Below are 19,228 nucleotides of genomic sequence, written 5' to 3'. Positions count from 1 at the left end.
GGTGCCCCTCTCGGCTCACTCGCCGCGGTAGAGCTGGCGTTTGTCGATATAGCGCACGACTCCGTCCGGCACCAGGTACCAGACGGGATCGCCCTTGGCGACTCTCGCACGGCAGTCCGTGGAGGAGATGGCGAGGGCGGGTACCTCGACGAGCGAGACACCGCCCTTGGGGAGTCCGGCGTCCGTGAGGGTGTGGCCCGGCCGGGTGACGCCGATGAAGTGCGCGAGGGAGAACAGCTCCTCGCTGTCGCGCCAGGTGAGGATCTGGGCGAGGGCGTCGGCGCCGGTGATGAAGAACAGGTCCGCGTCCGGGTTGAGTGCGCGCAGGTCGCGCAGGGTGTCCGCGGTGTAGGTGGGGCCGCCGCGGTCGATGTCGATGCGGCTCACCGAGAACTGCGGGTTCTCGACGGTCGCGACGACCGTCATCAGGTAGCGGTCCTCGGCCGCGGAGACCGCGCGGTGGCTCTTCTGCCACGGCTGCCCGGTCGGCACGAACACCACCTCGTCGAGCTGGAACTGCGCGGCGACCTCGCTGGCCGCCACGAGGTGACCGTGGTGGATCGGGTCGAAGGTGCCGCCCATGACGCCCAGGCGGCGCTTGCCCGACGACGGGCCGCTGCCCGGGGCGCCGCCGGGGCCGTTGCCCGGGCCGGTGGCGCGGGCGGGCACCGCGTTCTGCGTGCCGCGCGCCGGCGCGTGCGCCGGGCCGGTAGGCGTGTCCTGCTCTCCCATGCGAGCAGACCCTACCGGCCCGCCCCGAGCGACCCGGCCGCGCCCACGGTGGCGCGGGCTCAGCGGTCGCGGTTGAACCGGGTGGTGATCCACAGCAGGAGCAGCAGGATGACGAACGCGCCGATGCCGGTGACGTAGGGGCTGAGGCTCTCGTGGTTGCCACCGTGCTCCTCGCCGCCCTCGGCGGCGAGGGTGACGAACTGGGCGGCGCTGAGGGGAAGGCTCATCTTCGGCAGGACCTATCCGGTGTGGGCGGGACACGACGTCCGCTCATCGTATGCGGGCGCCTCGCGGGCGATCACGCCGACTCCGCCGTTGGGGACGGGCCGAGAGGGTCCGGGGAGCGTTTCCGGGGAACCTTGGGATCGCCTCAGTCGTCCTTCTGCCTGTAACCCCGCAACAGGAACCACGCGGTCAGGACACAGCCCAGCACCATGACGATCAGGACGATCCGGAGCAGATTCCCCGGCCCCTGCTGCTCGGCGGCGGTCGTGGCCCCGGCGAGCCAGTCGGCGTGGGGGATGTGCTGCATGGCGTGGACTCCTTCGACGTACTGCCCGTCCACGGTATCTCCGCCTAGGCTGGGCCCGGCGTCGGGGGCGCAAAGGACCGCACAAGGGTTCGCAAAGGCCAGACATACGCACAGGCCGACATACGCACAGGCCACACACGCACATGGGGGAAGACATGTCCGACGGCCACCACAACGGGCACGAGAACGTGCCGAGCAGGCAGCGCAGGCGCTTCCCCGGAATCTCCTCGCGGGCGTACGAGCATCCGGCCGACCGCAGTGCCCTGGTGGCGCTGCGCAAGCTGACCGGCTTCGACACGGTCTTCAAGGCGCTGAGCGGCCTGCTCCCCGAGCGGAGCCTGAGGCTGCTGTTCCTGTCCGACTCGGTGCGCGTCTCGGACCGGCAGTTCGCCCATCTGAACGTCATGCTGCGCGACGCCTGCTACATCCTGGACCTGGAGAAGGTCCCGCCGATGTACGTCAACCAGGACCCGACTCCGAACGCGATGTGCATCGGCCTGGACGAGCCGATCATCGTGGTCACCACGGGCCTGGTCGAGCTCCTTGACGAGGAGGAGATGCGGGCGGTCGTCGGGCACGAGGTCGGGCACGCCCTGTCCGGGCACTCGGTCTACCGGACCATCCTGCTCTTCCTGACCTCCCTCGCCGTCCGGGTCGCCTGGATCCCACTGGGCAACGTGGCGATCATGGCGATCGTGACCGCGCTGCGCGAGTGGTTCCGCAAGTCGGAGCTGTCCGCCGACCGCGCGGGCCTGCTCGTCGGCCAGGACCCGCAGGCCTCCATGCGGGGCCTGATGAAGATCGCGGGCGGCAATCACCTGCACGAGATGAACGTGGACGCGTTCCTGGAACAGGCCGAGGAGTACGAGGCCGGGGGCGACCTGCGCGACTCCGTGCTGAAGATCCTTAACGTGCTGCCCCGCTCGCACCCGTTCACCACGGTGCGGGCCGCCGAGCTGAAGAAGTGGACGGCCTCGCGGGAGTACCAGCGGATCATGGACGGCCACTACCCGCGGCGCGACGAGGACAAGGACACCTCGGTCCGGGACTCCTTCCGGGAGTCGGCGTCCCACTACGCCACGCATGTGCGCGGCTCCAAGGATCCGCTCATGAAGCTGGTGAACGACATCGCGGGCGGCGCCGGTGACCTCGGCGACCGGATGCGACGCGGCTTCGGCGGCTTCACGGCCTCCCAGCCGAGTCCGCCCCGGGACGAGGGAGGACCGGCGGACGGCGCTTCGGGTTCTTCCGGGGGTTCCGAAGGCCCCGAGGGGTCCGGGGGTACCGAGGGGTCCGGGGGTACCGAGGGGTCCGGCGACGACGGTCCGGAGTCCGGGGAGGGCCGTCCGCCGCGCGACGGCGCCTGACGCCCCGCCCTCACACCTTCGGCTGGGCGTCCGCCGCGAGGGTGCCGCACAGGGCGGTGGCGTTGTCCGAGGTGTACGGGTCGGTGCCGGCCGGGGTCCCGGCCCGGGCCGTCTGGCCGGCCAGCAGCGGGCGGAGGTGGTTCGCCGAGTCCTCGGCGCAGGAGAGCGGACCGGCCTGGACGTAGGAGGCGACGAGCTGCGTCTGGTGCAGCCGCAGGTCGTCCCGGTCGAAGCGGAAGTGCAGCTCGCGCCGGACGGTGAACAGCGACGTCTCGGCCCGGGCGTCGCCGGCCGGCCGCAGGGCGTACACCATGGTGTGGTCGGTGGTGACCTCCAGCGTGGACGCGTCGCTCTCCACCACCCGCAGGCTGCCGTTCACCCGGATCTCGGGGTCGGCCAGTTCGACCCGGGCCGGGTCGAAGCGGACCAGCCATCCGGTGGGCGCGTGCCCGCCGTCCGCGGTGGGCCTCTCGAAGCTCTCGTCGAACTGATGGAGCTGGTCGGGGTCGAGCAGCACCCGCACCGAGCGGACCTCCCCGCCGCCGAGCACGTCCGGGTCGAGCGCCGAGCGGAGGATGTAGTTCTTGGCGGTGGTGAGGGCGCTCATCACCTGGTCCTCGGAGAAGTGCGCCGTGCGCCGGGCCCCCGGCAGGGGGATGCCCTGCGCCGCGGTTCTGAAGTGCGCGGCGGGGCTGTGCTCGTACAGGAACGCGGCGTCGTCGGCGCCGGGCACCTTGCCCCTGGGGGCGAGCGGGACGACGGTCATCCGCGTCGGCTCGGCGGCCCGCTGCCCGGAGGGGCTCTGGTACGGGTGCCGTACGCCCATGTAGATGGCGGTGCCGAAGGCGACGGCGATCAGTACGACGAGGATCAGCGCCTGCCGGGACAGGCCGGCCCGGCGCAGGGGCGGGCGGCGGCGTACGGCGGGCGCGTGGTCGGTGATGCGCTCCTGGGCGGAGAATTCCTGGAGCCGGGCAGCGCGGACGAACGACTCGTCGAAGACGACGGATCGGTACTCGTCCTCTCCGCCCCCGGGTGCGCCCTCGGGCGTTCCTCCGGGCGGATCGCCAAGCCCTGCCATACCTTCAGAGTAGGTCTGCGGAAGGTCCCGTAAACGCGCCGGTGCAGGTCAAGTTGGGACAGCTTGCCGCCGCCCGAGGGGCAGGTCAGGGGCTGCGCGGAATGACCGACACGGCCGGCTGGGAGTAGTCGGCGGAGGCCGAGGGCGTCACGCTGCCACCCTGTTCGGGACCGGTCGAGGCGGGGGGCGGCACCGGCTGCGTGCCGCCGCCCGAGGACGCGCCCCGGTAGACGGCCACGAAGGCCAGCGCGACCATGCCGACGCCCATCACGAGGGCGAGCATCCAGGCGACCGGCCGGTGCCAGCGCACCTGCTTGCCGTACGCCGCGGGAGCGCCGTAGGGGCGGTCGAGGAGGTCGCGGTCGTCGTCCGGGTCGTCGAGGTCGGGATCATGGCCGAAATCGCCGTACCCGTCGTCGTAGCGCTCGGCTCGTCTGCGGCCGCGGCGGGCCGCTTCCGCCTCGGTGGCCTCGGCTCTGGCCTGCGCGGCGGCCAGGAGGCGTTCGACGGCGGTCGGCTCGTGCGCCGCGGCCGCCTGTACGAAGGCCTCGTCGAAGACCACGGAGGCGAACTCTTCGTCCGACACCCCGCGGTCGTGATCGTCGTCGGGCTCCCAGCCGTCAGGGAACGGCCTACCCCCCACGTCCTCCGGCACGGATCCAGAGTAGACCTGGGGGGTCGTTTTGGGCAGACGGCGGGGAAATTCATCCGGTGGGTGAGATGCCCCGTTCGGTTCCTGGGCACGGACCTGCCCGTCGGCGCCGCACGTGCCCGTCAGCGCCGTACGTGCCCGTCGCCGGTGACGATGTACTTGGTGCTGGTCAGCTCCGGCAGGCCCATCGGGCCCCGGGCGTGCAGCTTCTGCGTGGAGATGCCGATCTCGGCGCCGAAGCCGAACTGGCCGCCGTCGGTGAAGCGGGTGGAGGTGTTCACCGCGACGGTCGTGGAGTCGACCAGTTGGGTGAAGCGCCGGGCGGCCTGCTGCGAGGTCGTCACGATGGCCTCGGTGTGGCCGGAGGTCCACAGCCGGATGTGCTCGACGGCCCGGTCCAGGGAGTCCACGACGGCCGCCGCGATGTCGTACGACAGGTACTCGGTCTCCCAGTCCTCGGGGGTCGCCTCGACGACGGTCGCCCGGGAGTCCTTGGCGTGCGCCAGCACGCGCTCGTCGGCGTGCACGGTGACCCCGGCCTCGGCGAGGGCGTCCAGCGCGCGGGGCAGGAAGTCGGCGGCGATGTCCTGGTGGACCAGGAGGGTCTCGGCGGCGTTGCAGACGCTGACGCGCTGGGCCTTGGAGTTGATCAGGATGTCGATCGCCATGTCGAGGTCGGCCTGCGCGTCGACGTAGACGTGGCAGTTTCCGGTGCCGGTCTCGATGACGGGGACGGTGGACTCCTGGACGACCGTGTGGATCAGCGAGGCGCCACCGCGCGGGATGAGCACGTCTACCAGTCCGCGGGCCCGCATCAGCTCGCGCACGCTCTCGCGGCTCTCGCCGGGCACGAGCTGCACGGCGTCGGCGGGCAGCCCGGCCCCGCCCACGGCGTCGCGGACGACCCGGACCAGGGCGGTGTTGGACTGGTAGGCCGAGGACGAGCCCCGCAGGAGGACCGCGTTGCCGGACTTCAGGCACAGGGCGGCGGCGTCGACGGTCACGTTGGGCCGGCCCTCGTAGATGATGCCGACCACGCCGAGCGGCACGCGGACCTGGCGCAGGTCGATGCCGTTGGGCAGGGTGGAGCCGCGCACGACCTCGCCGACCGGGTCGGGCAGCGCGACGACGTCGCGCACGTCGGAGGCGATGGCGCGGACCCGCTCCGGGGTCAGGGTGAGCCGGTCGATGATGGCCTCGCTGGTCCCGGCGGCGCGGGCCTTGGCCACGTCCTGGGCGTTGGCCTCGACGATCTCGCTCGTACGGACCTCCAGCGCGTCCGCGACGGCGAGCAGCGCGTCGTCCTTGGCGGCCCGCGGCAGCGGCGCGAGGTCGGCCGCGGCGGACTTGGCCCGGTAGGCGGCCCGGGTGACCGGGGACATCGAGTCGTACGGCGAGAGCGTGGTCATGGGGGAAGCGTAATGGGCCGGGCGGGGGCGCCCACGGGTTGTCCCGAACCCCGAGATGGGCGCCCCTTTGCGCCTAAACCGGCGCCGCTCTCGCGGAGGTGGTTGCTCGCCGTGGGGGGTGCGCAATTGATGGTTACGGTCCGCGGTCCCAATATGGAGCGGTCCGCATATGGCGCGGTCCGCATATGGCGCGGTCCGCGGTCGCCTTACTGATTGTTAGAACGGATGCACCCCGACCGGAGTCGCCGGGGCCGGTCCGTACCCCGCGGCGATGCGCTGGTGGTAGGTGGACCGGTCGATGACCTCCAGGCCGACGATCTCCCAGGGCGGCAGGCCCGCGGTCTGCCGGTGCTCGCCCCACAGGCGCAGGGCGACGGCGGCGGCGTCGTGCAGGTCGCGGGCCTCCTCCCAGTACCGGATCTCGGCGTGGTCGTCGGCGTATCGGCTGGTCAGCAGGAAGGGGTGGTCGTGCGCGAGCTGTTCGAGCGCCCGGCGCACCTCGGTGAGCGGGGCGTGGGCGCCGGAGACGCTGAGGGTGACGTGCCACAGGCGCGGGGTGTGCTCGGGCTCCTCGCCGCGGAACCGGTCGCCGGCCGCGACGCTGGTCAGGGCGCGCTCCTCACCGGCCGCGCGGGTTGCGCCCCGGGCGCCGCCGGAGCGCGCGCCGGTACCGCCGCGGGCCCCCGCGCCGCCGTGCACACCCGTGCCACCGCGGGAGGTGGTACCGGCACGGGAGGCGTTGCCACCGCGGGACGCCGCCGATCCAGGGCGCACTCCGCTCACGACGGGCCTCCTTCACGCACACGGCATCGGCCCGGTGGTCGGCCGGGCTTGTCCCTGAGGAAAGTTGAGCAGGCGCCAGGAGATCGCGGGGCGATTTTGCGGAACGTCCACCACCGATTCGGGGACGTTTCGACCCATTACGGGTGCAGGATCACCAGATCGTCCCTGTGTACGACCTCGCGTTCGTACGCGGGTCCGAGTTCGCGCGCCAGTTCCCGGGTGGAGCGGCCGATCAGCCGGGGGATCTCCTTGGCGTCGAAGTTGACCAGCCCCCGGGCCACCGCGCGGCCCGTGCCGTCCCGCAGCTCGACGGGGTCGCCCGCGGCGAACTCGCCCTCGACGCCGGCGATCCCGGCCGGCAGCAGCGACTTGCGGCCCTCGACGACCGCCCGTACCGCCCCGTCGTCGAGGACGAGCGCCCCCTGCGGGGCGGAGGCGTGCTGGAGCCACAGCAGCCGGTCGGCGAAGCGCCTGCCGGTGGCGTGGAAGTAGGTGCCGGTGTCGCCGCCGGCCAGGGCGTCGGCCGCGTGGACCGCGCTGGTCAGCACCACGGGGATGCCGGCCGCGGCGGCGATGCGGGCCGCCTCGACCTTGGTGACCATGCCGCCGGTGCCGACCCCTGCCTTGCCCGCGCTGCCGATGTCGACGCCCGCGAGGTCGGCCATGTCCCGCACCTCGGACAGCCGCGAGGTGCCCGGCCTGCTCGGGTCGCCGTCGTACACGCCGTCCACGTCGGACAGCAGCACCAGCAGGTCGGCGCGGACCAGGTGGGCGACGAGGGCGGCGAGCCGGTCGTTGTCACCGAAGCGGATCTCGTCGGTGGCGACGGTGTCGTTCTCGTTGACGATCGGGAAGGCGCCCATCGCCAGCAGTTTGTCCAGGGTGCGGGAGGCGTTGCGGTGGTGGGCGCGGCGGCTCATGTCGTCGCTGGTCAGCAGCACCTGGCCGACGCGGACGCCGTAGCGGGCGAAGGAGGCGGTGTAGCGGGCGACCAGCAGTCCCTGGCCGACGCTGGCCGCGGCCTGCTGGCGGGCCAGGTCCCGGGGGCGGCGGGGCAGGCCCAGCGGGGCGAGTCCGGCGGCGATGGCGCCGGAGGAGACGAGGACGATCTCCTTGTCCGCGCCCCGCGTCTTGGCGAGCACGTCGACGAGCGCGTCGACCCGGTCGGCGTCCAGGCCGCCGGCCGCGGTGGTCAGCGAGGAGGAACCGACCTTGACGACGATCCTGCGGGCCTCGCCCACGGCCTGCCTCGTCGCCGGCCTTGTCCCCGGCCCTTGCCGTGGCCCTGACTCTGTCCCCTGCCCTGGCCCTGTCCTCGGCCCTGTCCCTGGCCTTGCCCCTGCCACGGCCCCGTCCGCCTCTCCCGTCGACGCGCGCCGAACCCTGCGCTCGCCAGGCAATCTACGCGAAGGGGAACGCGCGCCGCACCACGGTTCAGGGTGCGGACGGGCGCGTGAAATCCGCCGGGTCGAGGGGCGGCGTCAACACGCGCGTGTCGTCGGGTGGTCACCGCGCGTTAACCAGTTCGTCCGATGCGCGACGAGCCTGGAGCGACCGCAGTGCCCCTATCCCCGCCCCGACGCCGACTCCTCCGCCTGCCCGGGCGGCGGACCGCCGTGAAGCTGCTCGTCCTGGGCGTGCTGGCGACCGCCTTCGCCGGGCAGGCCGTGGGCGCGCTGCTGCCGCACGTACCGCTGCTGCTCGCGGCGACCGCGGGCTCGCTGGCCGCCGAGGGGGTGCTGTACCGCTGGCAGCGGGGCATGGTGTCGCTGTTCGCCAAGTCGCACGCCGACGTCACGGTGCGGCACGTGCTGCGGGACCTGCTGCTCGTGGTGGGCCTGCTGCGGCTCGGCGAGCAGCACCGGGAGGGGGTGTACGCCCCGCTCGTCGCCGGTCTGCTCGTCTTCTACGCGCTGCACTGGGCGATCCAGGCGGTCTCCGTCCTGGTCCGGCGCACCCGGACGCTGCCCGTGGTGACCCGGAACATCGACACCTCGGCGCTGCGCCTGACCCCGGCGCCCCCGGTGCTGCTGCGTCGCCCCGGGCACCGGCTGGCGGCCTTCGGGCTGCCGGCGACGGCCGGGCTGCTGGCGACGGCGGCGACCGACGCGCCCGGGTACGGGGCGGCCGGCCTCGCGGTGTCGCTGGCGGTGGCGCTGACCGGCCTCGGCGCCCTGCTGCTGCGGCTGCTGCCGGGGCGCCGCCCCGCCGCCGAGCAGGAGGTGCTCGACTGGTTCGACGCGTGGCTGGCCCGGTACCGGCCGACGGTCGGCCTGTACTTCTCGGGTGGGGCGTCCTCGGCGTACCAGGCGAACATGTGGCTGGAGCCGCTGGCCGGGCTGGACGAGCTGGACGGGCCGGACGGGCGGCCGCTGATCGTGCTGCGCGAGCGGTTCATGGTGCAGCGGATCGCGGCGACCGACGTCCCGGTGGTGTGCCTGCCGAAGGTGTCCACGCTGATGCGCCTGGAGCACTCCACGCTCCGCGTCCTCCTGCATCCCTCCAACTCCGGGAAGACCTCGCAGGTCCTGCGCATCCCGACCATCAAGCACGCCTTCGTCAACCACGGGGAGAGCGACAAGCTGTCCTCCTGCAACCCGTACGCGAAGGCGTACGACGAGGTGTGGGTGGCGGGTCCGGCGGCGCGTGAGCGGTACGCGCTCGCGGAGGTCGGCGTCGAGGACAAGGACGTGGTGGAGATCGGCCGCCCGCAGCTCGACGCCGTACGGCCGTACGCGGGGCCGCCCGCGACCGGGGCGTTCACGACGGTCCTGTACGCGCCGACCTGGGAGGGCTGGGACGGCAACCCCGGCAACACGTCGGTGGTGGAGGCCGGCGAGAACCTGGTGCGGGCGCTGCTCGCGGACCCGGGGGTACGGCTGCTGTACAAGCCGCATCCGCTGACGGGGTCGGTGGACCCGCGGGCGCGGGCCGCCGATCTGCGCGTCCGGGGGCTGGTGCGGGCGGCGAACCGGGAGCGGGACCGGGAGCGGGGCGGTCCCCGGCCGGACGCGTCGGCGGCCACCGGCCTGGCCCGGCGGGCGGCGGAGCTGGACCGGCTCACGGCGGCCGGTTTCCGGTCGGCGGCGGACCAGGTGGAGCGGATGCTGCGGCAGCCGGCGCCGGAGCCCGGGCGGGCCGGGGCGGTGCGGCGGGCGACGGCCGCGTGGGAGGAGGCGTACTGGGCCTCGCTGCCCGAGTGGGAGCACCAGGTCGTCACGGACGCCCGGCCGCCGCTCTACGCCTGCTTCAACCGCGCCGACCTGCTGATCAGCGATGTGTCGAGCGTCATCAGCGACTTCCTGGCGAGCGGCAAGCCGTACGCGGTGGCAAACACCAGCGGACTGGCCGAGGACGTGTTCCGCAAGTCGTTCCCGACGGTGGTGGCGGCGACCGTGCTGACGCCGGACGCGGCCGGGGTGCCGGCGCTGCTGGACGCGGTGCGGCATCCGGAGCGGGACGAACTGGCCGACGCGCGCGCCGCGTTGGCCCTGCGCCTGTTGGGCCCGGCCGAGCCGCCGTCCAGGGAGCGCTTCGGGGGTGCCGTACGGGACCTGTGCGCGGCGGCCGGGCAGCACCGGGCCCGGATGGCGCAGCGGCTCGCCGCGGAGGTGCCGCTTCCGGGCCCGCGCCGCGAACCCGCCCGGCCGTCAGCCCCCGCCCCCGCCCCCACGGCGGCACCGGAGCCGCACCGCCACACGCACGGGCCCGCGCACCGCCAGAGCTGAGCCCAGGACGCCCTCACCGGCCCCGCCCGGCCCGGCCCGGCCCGGCCCACCCGGTCTCGACGCGGGACCCCGGTGACGATCTCGATGTGCACACCACGCCGGTCACAGGATGGTCACGAATCACGGCCTTCAGGAGGGGTCGAGTACTGGCCGGGTACTGGCGGGCGGACAAGCCGCAGACATGACAACGTGCGGGACACCCCGGCGTACTCCACCACGCCTTCACCGCCCCCGGCTCCGCCCGCCACCAGCGGGCCGCCGAAATCGAGTCGGGGCACATGAGGCGGAACCCGGCACAAGTCGGTGAAGAGGGCAGGGGGGACAGGGAGGACAGGGGGGACCGAATGTGAGGAAGTTCTCCAGCCGCCTCCGAGTGGCCATTCCGGCGGCGGATCCGGCCATTTTCCGCTGTGTCGGCCCACAGGATGGCCCACTACCGTCCCCACAGAAACTCCACGTGAATCCTCTACGCTGATGCGGCGGCGCGGTCCACGCCTGAGCGGTGCCCGGAGCGCGTTCCGGCCCCAGCCCGCAGCCCCCTGCTCAGTCCTCGGAACAGGTTGTAAGGATGCCCAAATTCTCTCTCGTCGTCCCCGCGTACAAGGTCCAGGGCTACCTGCCGGAGTGCCTTGACTCCGTACTCGGTCAGGACTGCACGGACTTCGAGATCATCGCGGTCGACGACTGCTCGCCGGACGGGTCAGGGGACATTCTCGACGAGTACGCGAAACGCGACACCCGAATTCATGTGATTCACCTCACGGAAAACGTGGGCCTGGGGCGCGCCCGCAACGCCGGGCTGGAAAAGGCCACCGGCGATTACGTGTTGTTCCTGGACAGTGACGACACGTTGTCGGACGGTGCCCTGTCCGCCATACGGGACCGGCTCGAGGCATCGGGCGATCCCGAGATCCTGGTCTTCGACTACGCGCGCACCTACTGGGACGGCCAGGTCCGCCCGAACCTGCGGGCCGACCTGCTCAAGGAGAAGGGTCCGGACAGCTTCTCCCTCGCCGAGCGCCCCCAGCTCCTCGACCTGCTCCAGATCGTCTGGAACAAGGCCTACCGGCGCGACTTCGTCACCCGGACCGGGCTGACCTTTCCGCCCGGGTACTACGAGGACGCCCCCTGGACGTTCTGCTCCCTGATCAGCGCCGAGCGGATCGCCGTCCTTGACCGGGTCTGCGTGCGCTACCGGCAGCGGCGCGAGGGCGGCAACATCCTCAAGACGGTCAGCCGTAAGCACTTCGACGTCCTGGACCAGTACCGGCGGGTCTTCGACTACCTCGACGCGCACGAGGAACTCGCCGAGTGGCGCGGCCCGTTGTTCCGCAAGATGATCGACCACTACCTGACCGTCCTGACGCGCCCGGGCCGCCTGCCGCAGGACGCGCGCGCGGAGTTCTTCCACCGTGCCTCGGCCGACTACCGCGCCCGCGTGCCGAAGGGCTTCGCCCGGCCGGGCGGCGGTCGCGGCGTCAAGTACGGGATGCTGGAGCGCGACGCCTACACGACGATGATGAGCGCCCTGCGTGCGGTGAAGCTCCGCCAGCAGGTCAGGACCCGCGCCCGCACCGCGGTCAACCGGTCCAAGCGCGTCGCGATGGGCGCCTTCTACCGGTCGCAGCTCAGACTGCCGCTGGACGAGAAGCTGGTGCTGTTCTCCGCCTACTGGAGCCGCAGCGTCTCCTGCAACCCCGCCGCGATCGACGCCGAACTCGCCCGACTGGCCCCGGACATGCGCCGCGTGTGGGCGGTCCGCGCGGACCACGCGGACCGGGTACCCAAGGGTGTGGAGGTCGTCCGCGTGGGCTCACGCGAGTACTGGGCGGCCCTGGCCCGCGCCAAGTACCTTGTGAACAACGTGAACTTCGCGGACTCCGTGATCAAGCGCGAGGGGCAGATCCATGTGCAGACCCACCACGGCACACCGCTGAAGACGATGGGCGTGGACCAGCAGAAGTACCCGGCGTCCACCGCCATGAACTTCGAGAAGCTCCTGGAGCGGTGCGACCGCTGGGACTACAGCATCAGCGCCAACCAGTTCTCGACCGTGATCTGGGAGCGGGTCTACCCCTGTTCGTACACCTCGCTGGAGACCGGCTACCCGCGCAACGACGTCCTCGTGGGCGCCACCTCCGAGGACGTGCGCGCGGCCCGCGCCGCGCTCGGGCTGGCCGACGGCACCAAGGCGTTCCTGTACATGCCGACGCACCGCGAGTACCAGCCGGACTTCACCCCGCCGCTGGACCTGCGCCGGTTCGCCCGCGAACTCGGGCCCGACGTGACGCTGCTGGTGCGCGGCCACTACTTCTACGGCAACTCCCCGCACGTCGCCGAGCTGCGCCGCACCGGCCGTATCGTCGACGTCTCCGGGCACGCCCGGGTGGAGGAGCTGTACCTCGCGGCCGACGCCCTGATCACGGACTACTCCTCGGCGATGTTCGACTACGCCGTTCTGGACCGCCCGATCATCAGCTACGTCCCCGACTGGGACGTCTACTCCGCGGTCCGCGGCACCTACTTCGACCTGCTCCAGGAACCGCCCGGCGCGGTTGCCACCACCCAGGCGGAGCTGCTGGGGCTGCTCGCCTCCGGCGCGTACGACCGCCCGGAGACGACCGAGCGCCGGGACATCTTCCGCCGGCGTTTCTGCGAATTCGACGACGGGCACGCGGCGGAACGGGTCGTACGACGCGTCTTCCTCGGTGAGGAGGACCTGCCGCCCGTCGTCCCCTTCGACGAACGCCGCCACGCCCCAACCCCCACCCAGGCGCTCGAACTGGTCGAGCGGGCCTGACCCTGAAAGGAAATCACCAAGCCATGGCCCCTCGGCTCAGTGTCATCGTCCCGATCTACAACGTGGAGCGTTATCTGCCGGCCTGTCTCGACTCGCTCGCCGCGCAGACCTTCCGGGACCTCGAGGTCCTGATGGTCGACGACGGTTCCCCCGACGGATCGGCCGCCATCGCCGCCGAGTACGCCGACCGCGACCCGCGGTTCCGGCTGATCCGCAAGGAGAACGGCGGGCTCGGAGCCGCCCGCAACACGGGCATCTCCCACATGTCCGCTGATACGGAGTACCTGACCTTCGTCGACAGCGACGACGTGATCCCGCCGGACGCCTACCGGCTGATGGTCACCAGCCTCGACGAGTCCCGCTCGGACTTCGCCACCGGCAACGTCTTCCACCTCAAGGGCGAGAAGTCCTGGCAGGTGCCGCTGCTGAAGATGCTGGCCGGCGAGGCCCGCAGGCGCACGCACATATCGAAGAACTCCCGCCTGGTGGCCGACCGCATCGCCTGCAACAAGGTCTTCCGGCGCACCTTCTGGGACAAGCACCACTTCTCGTTCCCCGAGGGCATCCTGCACGAGGACATCCCCGTGGTGCTGCCCGCCTACTACCGGGCCGAGGCCGTCGACATCATCGGCGAGCCGACGTACTTCTGGCGGCTGCGCGAGGGCGAGTCCGCGCCGTCGATCACCCAGCGCCGCAAGGAACCCCAGGCGATCCGCGACCGGGTCACCGCGGTGAGCATGGTCAGCGACTACCTGTCGCAGCAGCCGGGCGCAGAGTTCGCCGCGTACAAGAACCAGTACGACGACCGGGTGCTCCGCGACGACCTGCGGCTGTTCCTGCGGGTGCTGCCGGACGCGACGGCCGAGTTCCACGAGGCCTTCCTGGAGGCCGCCAACCGCTACCTCGACAACGTCGACCCGAAGATCGTGATGGGTCTGCCGACGGATCTGCGGGTCCAGTGGCTGCTGGTGCGCAAGCACGCCATGCCCGAGCTGATCGCCCTGCTCGCCTCCCAGCGCCGCAAGGAGCCGGTCGAGGTGTCGGGTTCCTTCCGCAAGTACGCCAGCTACCGCACGCTGGAGGAGAGCGGAGTCGAACTGCCCAAGTCCGCGCTGCGCATCGACGGCGACCTGTCGCTGCGTGCCCCGTTGCAGTCGGTGACCTGGCACGACGGCAAGCTCCAGCTTTCCGGCAACGCCTACATCGACAAGATCGACCTGCCGTCGAAGCGCAGCAGCGTCAAGGTCGTGCAGCTCAAGCGGGAGGGCTCGCGCCGCCGCATGTACCTGCCGGCCAGGAGCGTCCACCGCCCGGAGTGCACCACGGACTCCGGCCAGCAGCGCTACAACTACGACTGGGCCGGCTGGGAGCTGGAGCTCGACCCCGCCAAGCTGCGCAAGGGCGGCAACTGGCAGGAAGGGCTGTGGCACGTCGGCATCAACGTCTACGCGTCCGGCCTGGTGCGCCGCAGCGGCGTCTGGGCCCGCGGCGGCTCCGCCGCCAACTACCCTGCGTACCAGTGGCTCGACGAGAACTTCCGACTGCTGCCGACGGTCACGCGCGGCGCCCTCAAGCTGCGGATCGAGAAGGTCCGCGCCCTGATCACCGACCGCCGCCTCGACGGTGACTCGCTCGCGGTGGCCGGTGAGATCCGGGTCCCGCTGAAACCCGGCGAGACGCTGGCGCTCCGGCTGACGAACGCCAAGAGCGGCGAGGTCCACAAGTACCCCGTCGACGTGGCACAGCAGGGCACGGGCACCCGGACCACCTTCGACGCCCGGGTGCCGCTGACCGACGTCGCGCTGCTCGGTGACGACACCGTCGACGAGAACGCCCAGCTCGACCGTCGACGCTGGAGCACGGCCCTGCTGGCCACCTCGCAGGACGGCACCGAGCGCCAGTTCGCCAGCGTCGTCAAGGAGGGTCTCGAGGATCTCTCATTCGACCTGCCCGCGTCCTTCGGTGAGCCCGGCGCGCACCGCGAACTCGCCGTCGTCTCCGGCCACAACGGCTATCTGAAGATCTTCGGCCGGACCCGCCGGGCCACGATCACGGACGTCGCCCTGCGCGACGGCCGGATCGCGGTCGAGGGCCGCACCAGCCCCGAGCTGGTGGGCTCCGAGCTGGTCCTCAAGGCGCGCAACCGCTACGACGAGCGCGCCACCGCCGTCGACTGGTCCGACGACGGCAGCTTCCGCACGTCCTTCGACCCGTCGGTGATGGGCGGCTCCGGCGGGGTCCCGCTCAAGGCCGGCCGGTGGAACCTGCTGCTGCGCTCGGCGGACGCGGCCGTGCCGGACACCGAGTTCGTCATCGACCGCCTGGCCGTGGCCCAGTTCCCGCTCCACGCCGAACTGAACGGCCGCCGCTACTGGTTCGAGAACCGCTGGGGCGACTTCCCGCAGCTCAACTGCCGCTCCGAGCTGAGCGACCTGGAGCGCGGACCGTACCGCCAGCTCCAGCACCGCCGCGAGATCTACGAGCCCGCCCGGGAACTGCCGCTGCGCGACCAGGTGTTCTTCTTCAGCTACAACGGCAAGCAGTACTCGGACAGCCCGCGGGCGATGCACGAGGAGCTGCTGCGCCGGGACAGCGGCATGAAGTACCTGTGGGCCGTGCGCGACGGCCAGGTCGTCCTGCCGCCGACCGCCGAGAAGGTCCGCATGTGGGGCCGGGAGTGGTTCGAGGCACTGGCCTCCTCCCGCTACATCGTCACCAACGGGCACCTGCCCGAGTGGGTCGTGCGCCGCCCGGGCCAGGTGATCGTGCAGACCTGGCACGGCACGATGCTGAAGAAGATCGGCCACGACATCGAGACCCTCTACTTCGACCGCGAGTACCAGAACCGCCTGGCCCTGGAGGCGAAGAACTGGAGCCTGCTCGTCTCGTCGAACCGGTTCTCCACGCCGATCCTCAAGCGCGCCTTCTCCTACGACGGGGAAATCCAGGAGGCCGGCTACCCGCGCAACGACTACCTCTACTCCGCCGACCGGGACAAGATCGCCGAGCAGGTCAAGGAGACGCTGAAGCTCCCCAAGGGCAAGAAGGTCGTGCTGTACGCGCCGACGTGGCGGGACGACCAGTCCCACAGCGCGGGGCAGTACCTGTTCGACCTGCGGATCGAGCTGGAGGACGCGCGCCGGCGCCTGGGTGACGACCACGTCCTGCTCATCCGCCGCCACTCCAACGTCGTCGACCAGGTCCCGGGCGCGGGCAACGGCTTCGTGTTCGACGTCTCGGAGTACCCGGACATCGCCGACCTGTACCTCGCGGCCGACATCATGATCACGGACTACTCGTCGGTGATGTTCGACTACGCGCACCTGAAGCGGCCGATGCTGTTCTTCACGTACGACCTGGAGCACTACCGGGACACGCTGCGCGGGTTCTACTTCGACTTCGAGCAGGACGCCCCCGGCCCGCTGATCGACAACTCCAGGGAACTGGTCGACGCGATCCGGGACATCGACCAGGTCCAGGCCAAGTACCAGGACCGGTTCGACCGCTTCCACCACTTGTTCTGCGACCTGGACGACGGCAACGCCTCCGCACGGGTCGTCGACCGGATGCTGGAGCAGAGCCGGGAGCTGTGACCCGGGAGCCGTGACAGGGGTCGCGCCCCGCACATGAGACGCTCGGGCCGCCGCGTGCCGCACGCGGCGGCCCGAGCGTCTTAGGGAACCCGAACAGGTTCGGTGGCGGGCCCGGTGACCGGCCCGGGGGTGAGGTCGGGGGTGGGGTCGGCGCGCCGGCCCCGGATCCGGCGGCGGCCGACGGCCAGGATTCTGGTGAGTGCGGAACGGCCCCGCGCAGGACGCACGTTGACCCGGGTCCCGCCCCCGCCCGCCGCCGGCGCGGGTTGCGTCGCCGCCGAGGCCGACGTCTGCGCGAGCACCGGCGCGGGCTTCGGCGCGGAGTCCACCTTGGGCGTGGGCTTGGGCTTGGGCTTGGGCTTGGGCTTGGGCTTGGGGACCAGGGTGGTCAGCGCGGTGAGCTCCTCGAGGCGTCCCTGGGAGATCAGCAGGCAGCGCAGCCCGGCCAGCGGCGGCAGTTGCGCGACCAGCTCCTCGGGGAAGAAGTCCCGCAGCAGCTCGTCGGCCAGCTTCACGTACTGCGCACGCGTCTCGTGCGGGAGCCCGGCGAAGCCGTTGCCGAAGCGGCCGAGCACCTCGAGGCTCAGCCACCGGTACAGGAGCGTGTCGCGCTTCTCGCCGGGCGGGACATGCGCCGTGACGATGTCCAGCACGTCGCGAACGTTGCCGTAGAACGGAACCGGGTCGGGGGTCTGCTGGGTCAGGTGCGGGAAGCCGTCGCGCCGCACCAGGTAGTAGCAGTCGTAGTCCGAGACCACGGAGATCGACCTGGCGAGCAGATAGGCCGGCACGACGAACACCTGTTCCTCGGCCAGGCGAAGGCCCTGCGCGAACCGCAGCCCGTGCTCCATGACCAGGGACCGTCGGAAGATCTTGTGCGCGGTCAGCGTCCAGACGGCCTTGGTGGTGAAGATGTCACCCCCCTCGACGTTCTCCCGGAACGGCGTGACGGGGGCCTTGCGGCCCACGCCCTTGATCTTTCCGAGCACCACGTCGGAGTCGTCGCGCTCGGCGGCGGCCACCATGCGCTCCAACGCCTCGGTGCCCAGGTAGTCGTCGGGGTCGGCGAAGAACAGGAACTCGCCCTCGGCCATCTCGATGGCCCGGTTGCGGGGCCCGCCGGGCGCTCCGGAGTTCGCCTGATGCGTCACCCGGACCCGCCCGGGGTGACGCTCCGCCCACGCGTCGAGCAGAGCACCGCTGCCGTCCGTGGAGCCGTCGTCGACCGCGACGACCTCGATGTTCGTGAAGCCGATCGTCTGGTCGGCGATCGACTGCAGGCACTCCGGCAGATGGTCGACCGCGTTGTAGACCGGGATGATGACCGACACTCTAGGCAGGTCTGCCATGGGCTGATAAAAGGGCGCGCTGCCCATATGTCTCCCCCCAGAGAACACAACAAATAGGTAAGATCACCTTATCTGCGCTTCTGGGGGTATTAAGTCTCACCGGACCAACGGTCTTTTCAAGATCATGTAACGGCTGGCGGGCCGAAGCGCCTCAACCGCGCTCGAAACTGCTCGGGTAGGGGAAGTACCACTCGAGGAAGTCGTGGACGTAGCCGCGCACGTAGGCTCGCCGCGAGGGCTCCGTGTCCACGTCGTTCAGGCAGAAGAAATCGTAGGCGCGCCGTTCCTTCAACGACTCCACCCGGCTCTCCAGGTGAGGCTTGCCCAGATCGACGTAGCGGTACTTGAACTTGCCCGGGACGGCCCGTCCCGTCAGCATCGCCAGGTGGTGGTGGAAAGAGGTCGCCGGCGATACGTCGTCGATGGACCGGAACCTCGAACGCGTCGTCTGTGAGACGACGTCCGCGTACTCGCTCTCCAACTCGCGCATGACCTCCCGCAACTGAGGGTGCGGGGTATGGAGGAACTTGTGCGTGATGGAACGTCCGAAGGTATCCATCAGGTGCCGACGCACGTTCCTGGCAGCGGAGTTGGGGGCGGCCGCCATGGGGTGCGGGGCGCCGACGCCGATCTGGTACGAGGAGAACGGCAGGCGGGCCATCCCGTTGCCGTAGAAGAAGTGCTGCGGGGTGACGCTGCGCCCGACGAAGACGTCGTCGTTGAAGTACAGGTAGTGGTCCGACAGCCCCGGTATGTGGTGCAGCCTCGTCTCGATGGCGTGCGAGTTGAAGACCGGCAGCACACCCTCGGGGAAGATGTCCTTGTGGTCGACGACCGTCACACCGGGCGCGTCCGCGTCCAGCCACTCCGGCACCTGCCCGTCGGTGACGATGTACACGTGCCGCACGAAGTCGGCGTACATCTCCAGCGACCGCAGCGAGTACTTCAACTCGTCATGACTGGTGTACCGGGACTCGCCGACCTCCCGTTCGGCGATGCCCGCGTCTTCTCCGGTGGAGTACCGCTCACGCTTGGCCCGCAGTTCCGGGTCCTCGCCGTCGACCCACGTGTACACCACGTCGACGGGAAAGGTCACGTCGTCCAGTGTGGTCATGGTGAACGGCTCGAAGGTCGGGAAGTCCCGCCCCCGCACCGTCACCGTCGCCGGCCTCTGCTCGCCGGTGGGCATCACGTCGGAGACC

The 19,228-nt window shown here is 71.2% G+C and carries 14 protein-coding genes; 4 read left to right on the top strand and 10 right to left on the bottom strand.

Going from position 1 to position 19,228, the window contains the following annotated elements:
* Positions 1-15: 15 nt before the first annotated feature.
* The 3 genes from nadD to KUM40_RS33125 all read right to left on the bottom strand — a co-directional run bounded on the left by nadD (position 16) and on the right by KUM40_RS33125 (position 1,264).
* Positions 16-732, bottom strand: coding sequence for a nicotinate-nucleotide adenylyltransferase (nadD, locus tag KUM40_RS33135; RefSeq protein ID WP_217169982.1), 717 nt, complete (start codon positions 730-732; stop codon positions 16-18).
* A gap of 59 nt (positions 733-791) precedes the next feature.
* Positions 792-959, bottom strand: coding sequence for a hypothetical protein (locus KUM40_RS33130; RefSeq protein WP_003976223.1), 168 nt, complete (start codon positions 957-959; stop codon positions 792-794).
* 143 nt (positions 960-1,102) lie between these two features.
* A complete protein-coding gene (locus KUM40_RS33125) occupies positions 1,103-1,264 on the bottom strand; it encodes a hypothetical protein (RefSeq protein ID WP_217169981.1) in 162 nt (53 codons plus the stop codon).
* A gap of 155 nt (positions 1,265-1,419) precedes the next feature.
* On the opposite strand from KUM40_RS33125, the gene KUM40_RS33120 reads away from it, so the two are divergent.
* Positions 1,420-2,631 (top strand): M48 family metallopeptidase, encoded by a 1,212-nt coding sequence (locus KUM40_RS33120; RefSeq protein ID WP_217169980.1) that lies wholly within the window; start codon positions 1,420-1,422, stop codon positions 2,629-2,631.
* Between the two features lie 10 nt (positions 2,632-2,641).
* Here the strand turns inward: KUM40_RS33120 and KUM40_RS33115 are convergent, their stop codons facing one another.
* From KUM40_RS33115 to proB, 5 genes are all read right to left on the bottom strand, one after another.
* Positions 2,642-3,712, bottom strand: coding sequence for a hypothetical protein (locus tag KUM40_RS33115; protein ID WP_217169979.1), 1,071 nt, complete (start codon positions 3,710-3,712; stop codon positions 2,642-2,644).
* An 85-nt stretch (positions 3,713-3,797) separates the two neighbouring features.
* Positions 3,798-4,367: a hypothetical protein gene (locus KUM40_RS33110; protein ID WP_217169978.1), complete on the bottom strand. Its 570-nt coding sequence runs from the start codon at positions 4,365-4,367 to the stop codon at positions 3,798-3,800.
* Between the two features lie 119 nt (positions 4,368-4,486).
* Positions 4,487-5,773, bottom strand: a complete 1,287-nt coding sequence (locus KUM40_RS33105; RefSeq protein ID WP_217169977.1) for a glutamate-5-semialdehyde dehydrogenase — start codon at positions 5,771-5,773, stop codon at positions 4,487-4,489.
* A gap of 216 nt (positions 5,774-5,989) precedes the next feature.
* Positions 5,990-6,556: a hypothetical protein gene (locus tag KUM40_RS33100; protein ID WP_217169976.1), complete on the bottom strand. Its 567-nt coding sequence runs from the start codon at positions 6,554-6,556 to the stop codon at positions 5,990-5,992.
* A gap of 137 nt (positions 6,557-6,693) precedes the next feature.
* Entirely contained in the window at positions 6,694-7,797 is a 1,104-nt protein-coding gene (gene proB, locus KUM40_RS33095; RefSeq protein WP_217169975.1) for a glutamate 5-kinase, read from the bottom strand.
* 291 nt (positions 7,798-8,088) lie between these two features.
* Between proB and KUM40_RS33090 the strand changes: the two genes are divergently transcribed.
* The 3 genes from KUM40_RS33090 (at position 8,089) to KUM40_RS33080 (ending at position 16,677) form a co-directional block, all read left to right on the top strand.
* Entirely contained in the window at positions 8,089-10,284 is a 2,196-nt protein-coding gene (locus tag KUM40_RS33090; RefSeq protein ID WP_254396009.1) for a hypothetical protein, read from the top strand.
* A gap of 568 nt (positions 10,285-10,852) precedes the next feature.
* Positions 10,853-13,084 (top strand): bifunctional glycosyltransferase family 2 protein/CDP-glycerol:glycerophosphate glycerophosphotransferase, encoded by a 2,232-nt coding sequence (locus tag KUM40_RS33085; RefSeq protein WP_217169974.1) that lies wholly within the window; start codon positions 10,853-10,855, stop codon positions 13,082-13,084.
* Between the two features lie 23 nt (positions 13,085-13,107).
* Positions 13,108-16,677, top strand: a complete 3,570-nt coding sequence (locus KUM40_RS33080; RefSeq protein ID WP_217169973.1) for a bifunctional glycosyltransferase/CDP-glycerol:glycerophosphate glycerophosphotransferase — start codon at positions 13,108-13,110, stop codon at positions 16,675-16,677.
* 80 nt (positions 16,678-16,757) lie between these two features.
* Here KUM40_RS33080 and KUM40_RS42255 read toward each other — a convergent pair whose 3' ends face one another.
* Complete coding sequence (locus KUM40_RS42255; RefSeq protein WP_302180926.1) at positions 16,758-18,026, bottom strand: glycosyltransferase; 1,269 nt, start codon at positions 18,024-18,026, stop codon at positions 16,758-16,760.
* Positions 18,027-18,177: 151 nt separating this feature from the next.
* On the bottom strand, positions 18,178-19,228 hold a 1,051-nt coding region (locus tag KUM40_RS33070; protein ID WP_217169972.1), incomplete at its 5' end, for a stealth family protein.

It is taken from the genome of Streptomyces sp. AC512_CC834 (genome assembly GCF_019049325.1).
Taxonomy (GTDB): domain Bacteria; phylum Actinomycetota; class Actinomycetes; order Streptomycetales; family Streptomycetaceae; genus Streptomyces.
Note: the sequence above shows the minus strand (reverse complement) of the source record. Positions and strands in the feature narration are given on the sequence as shown.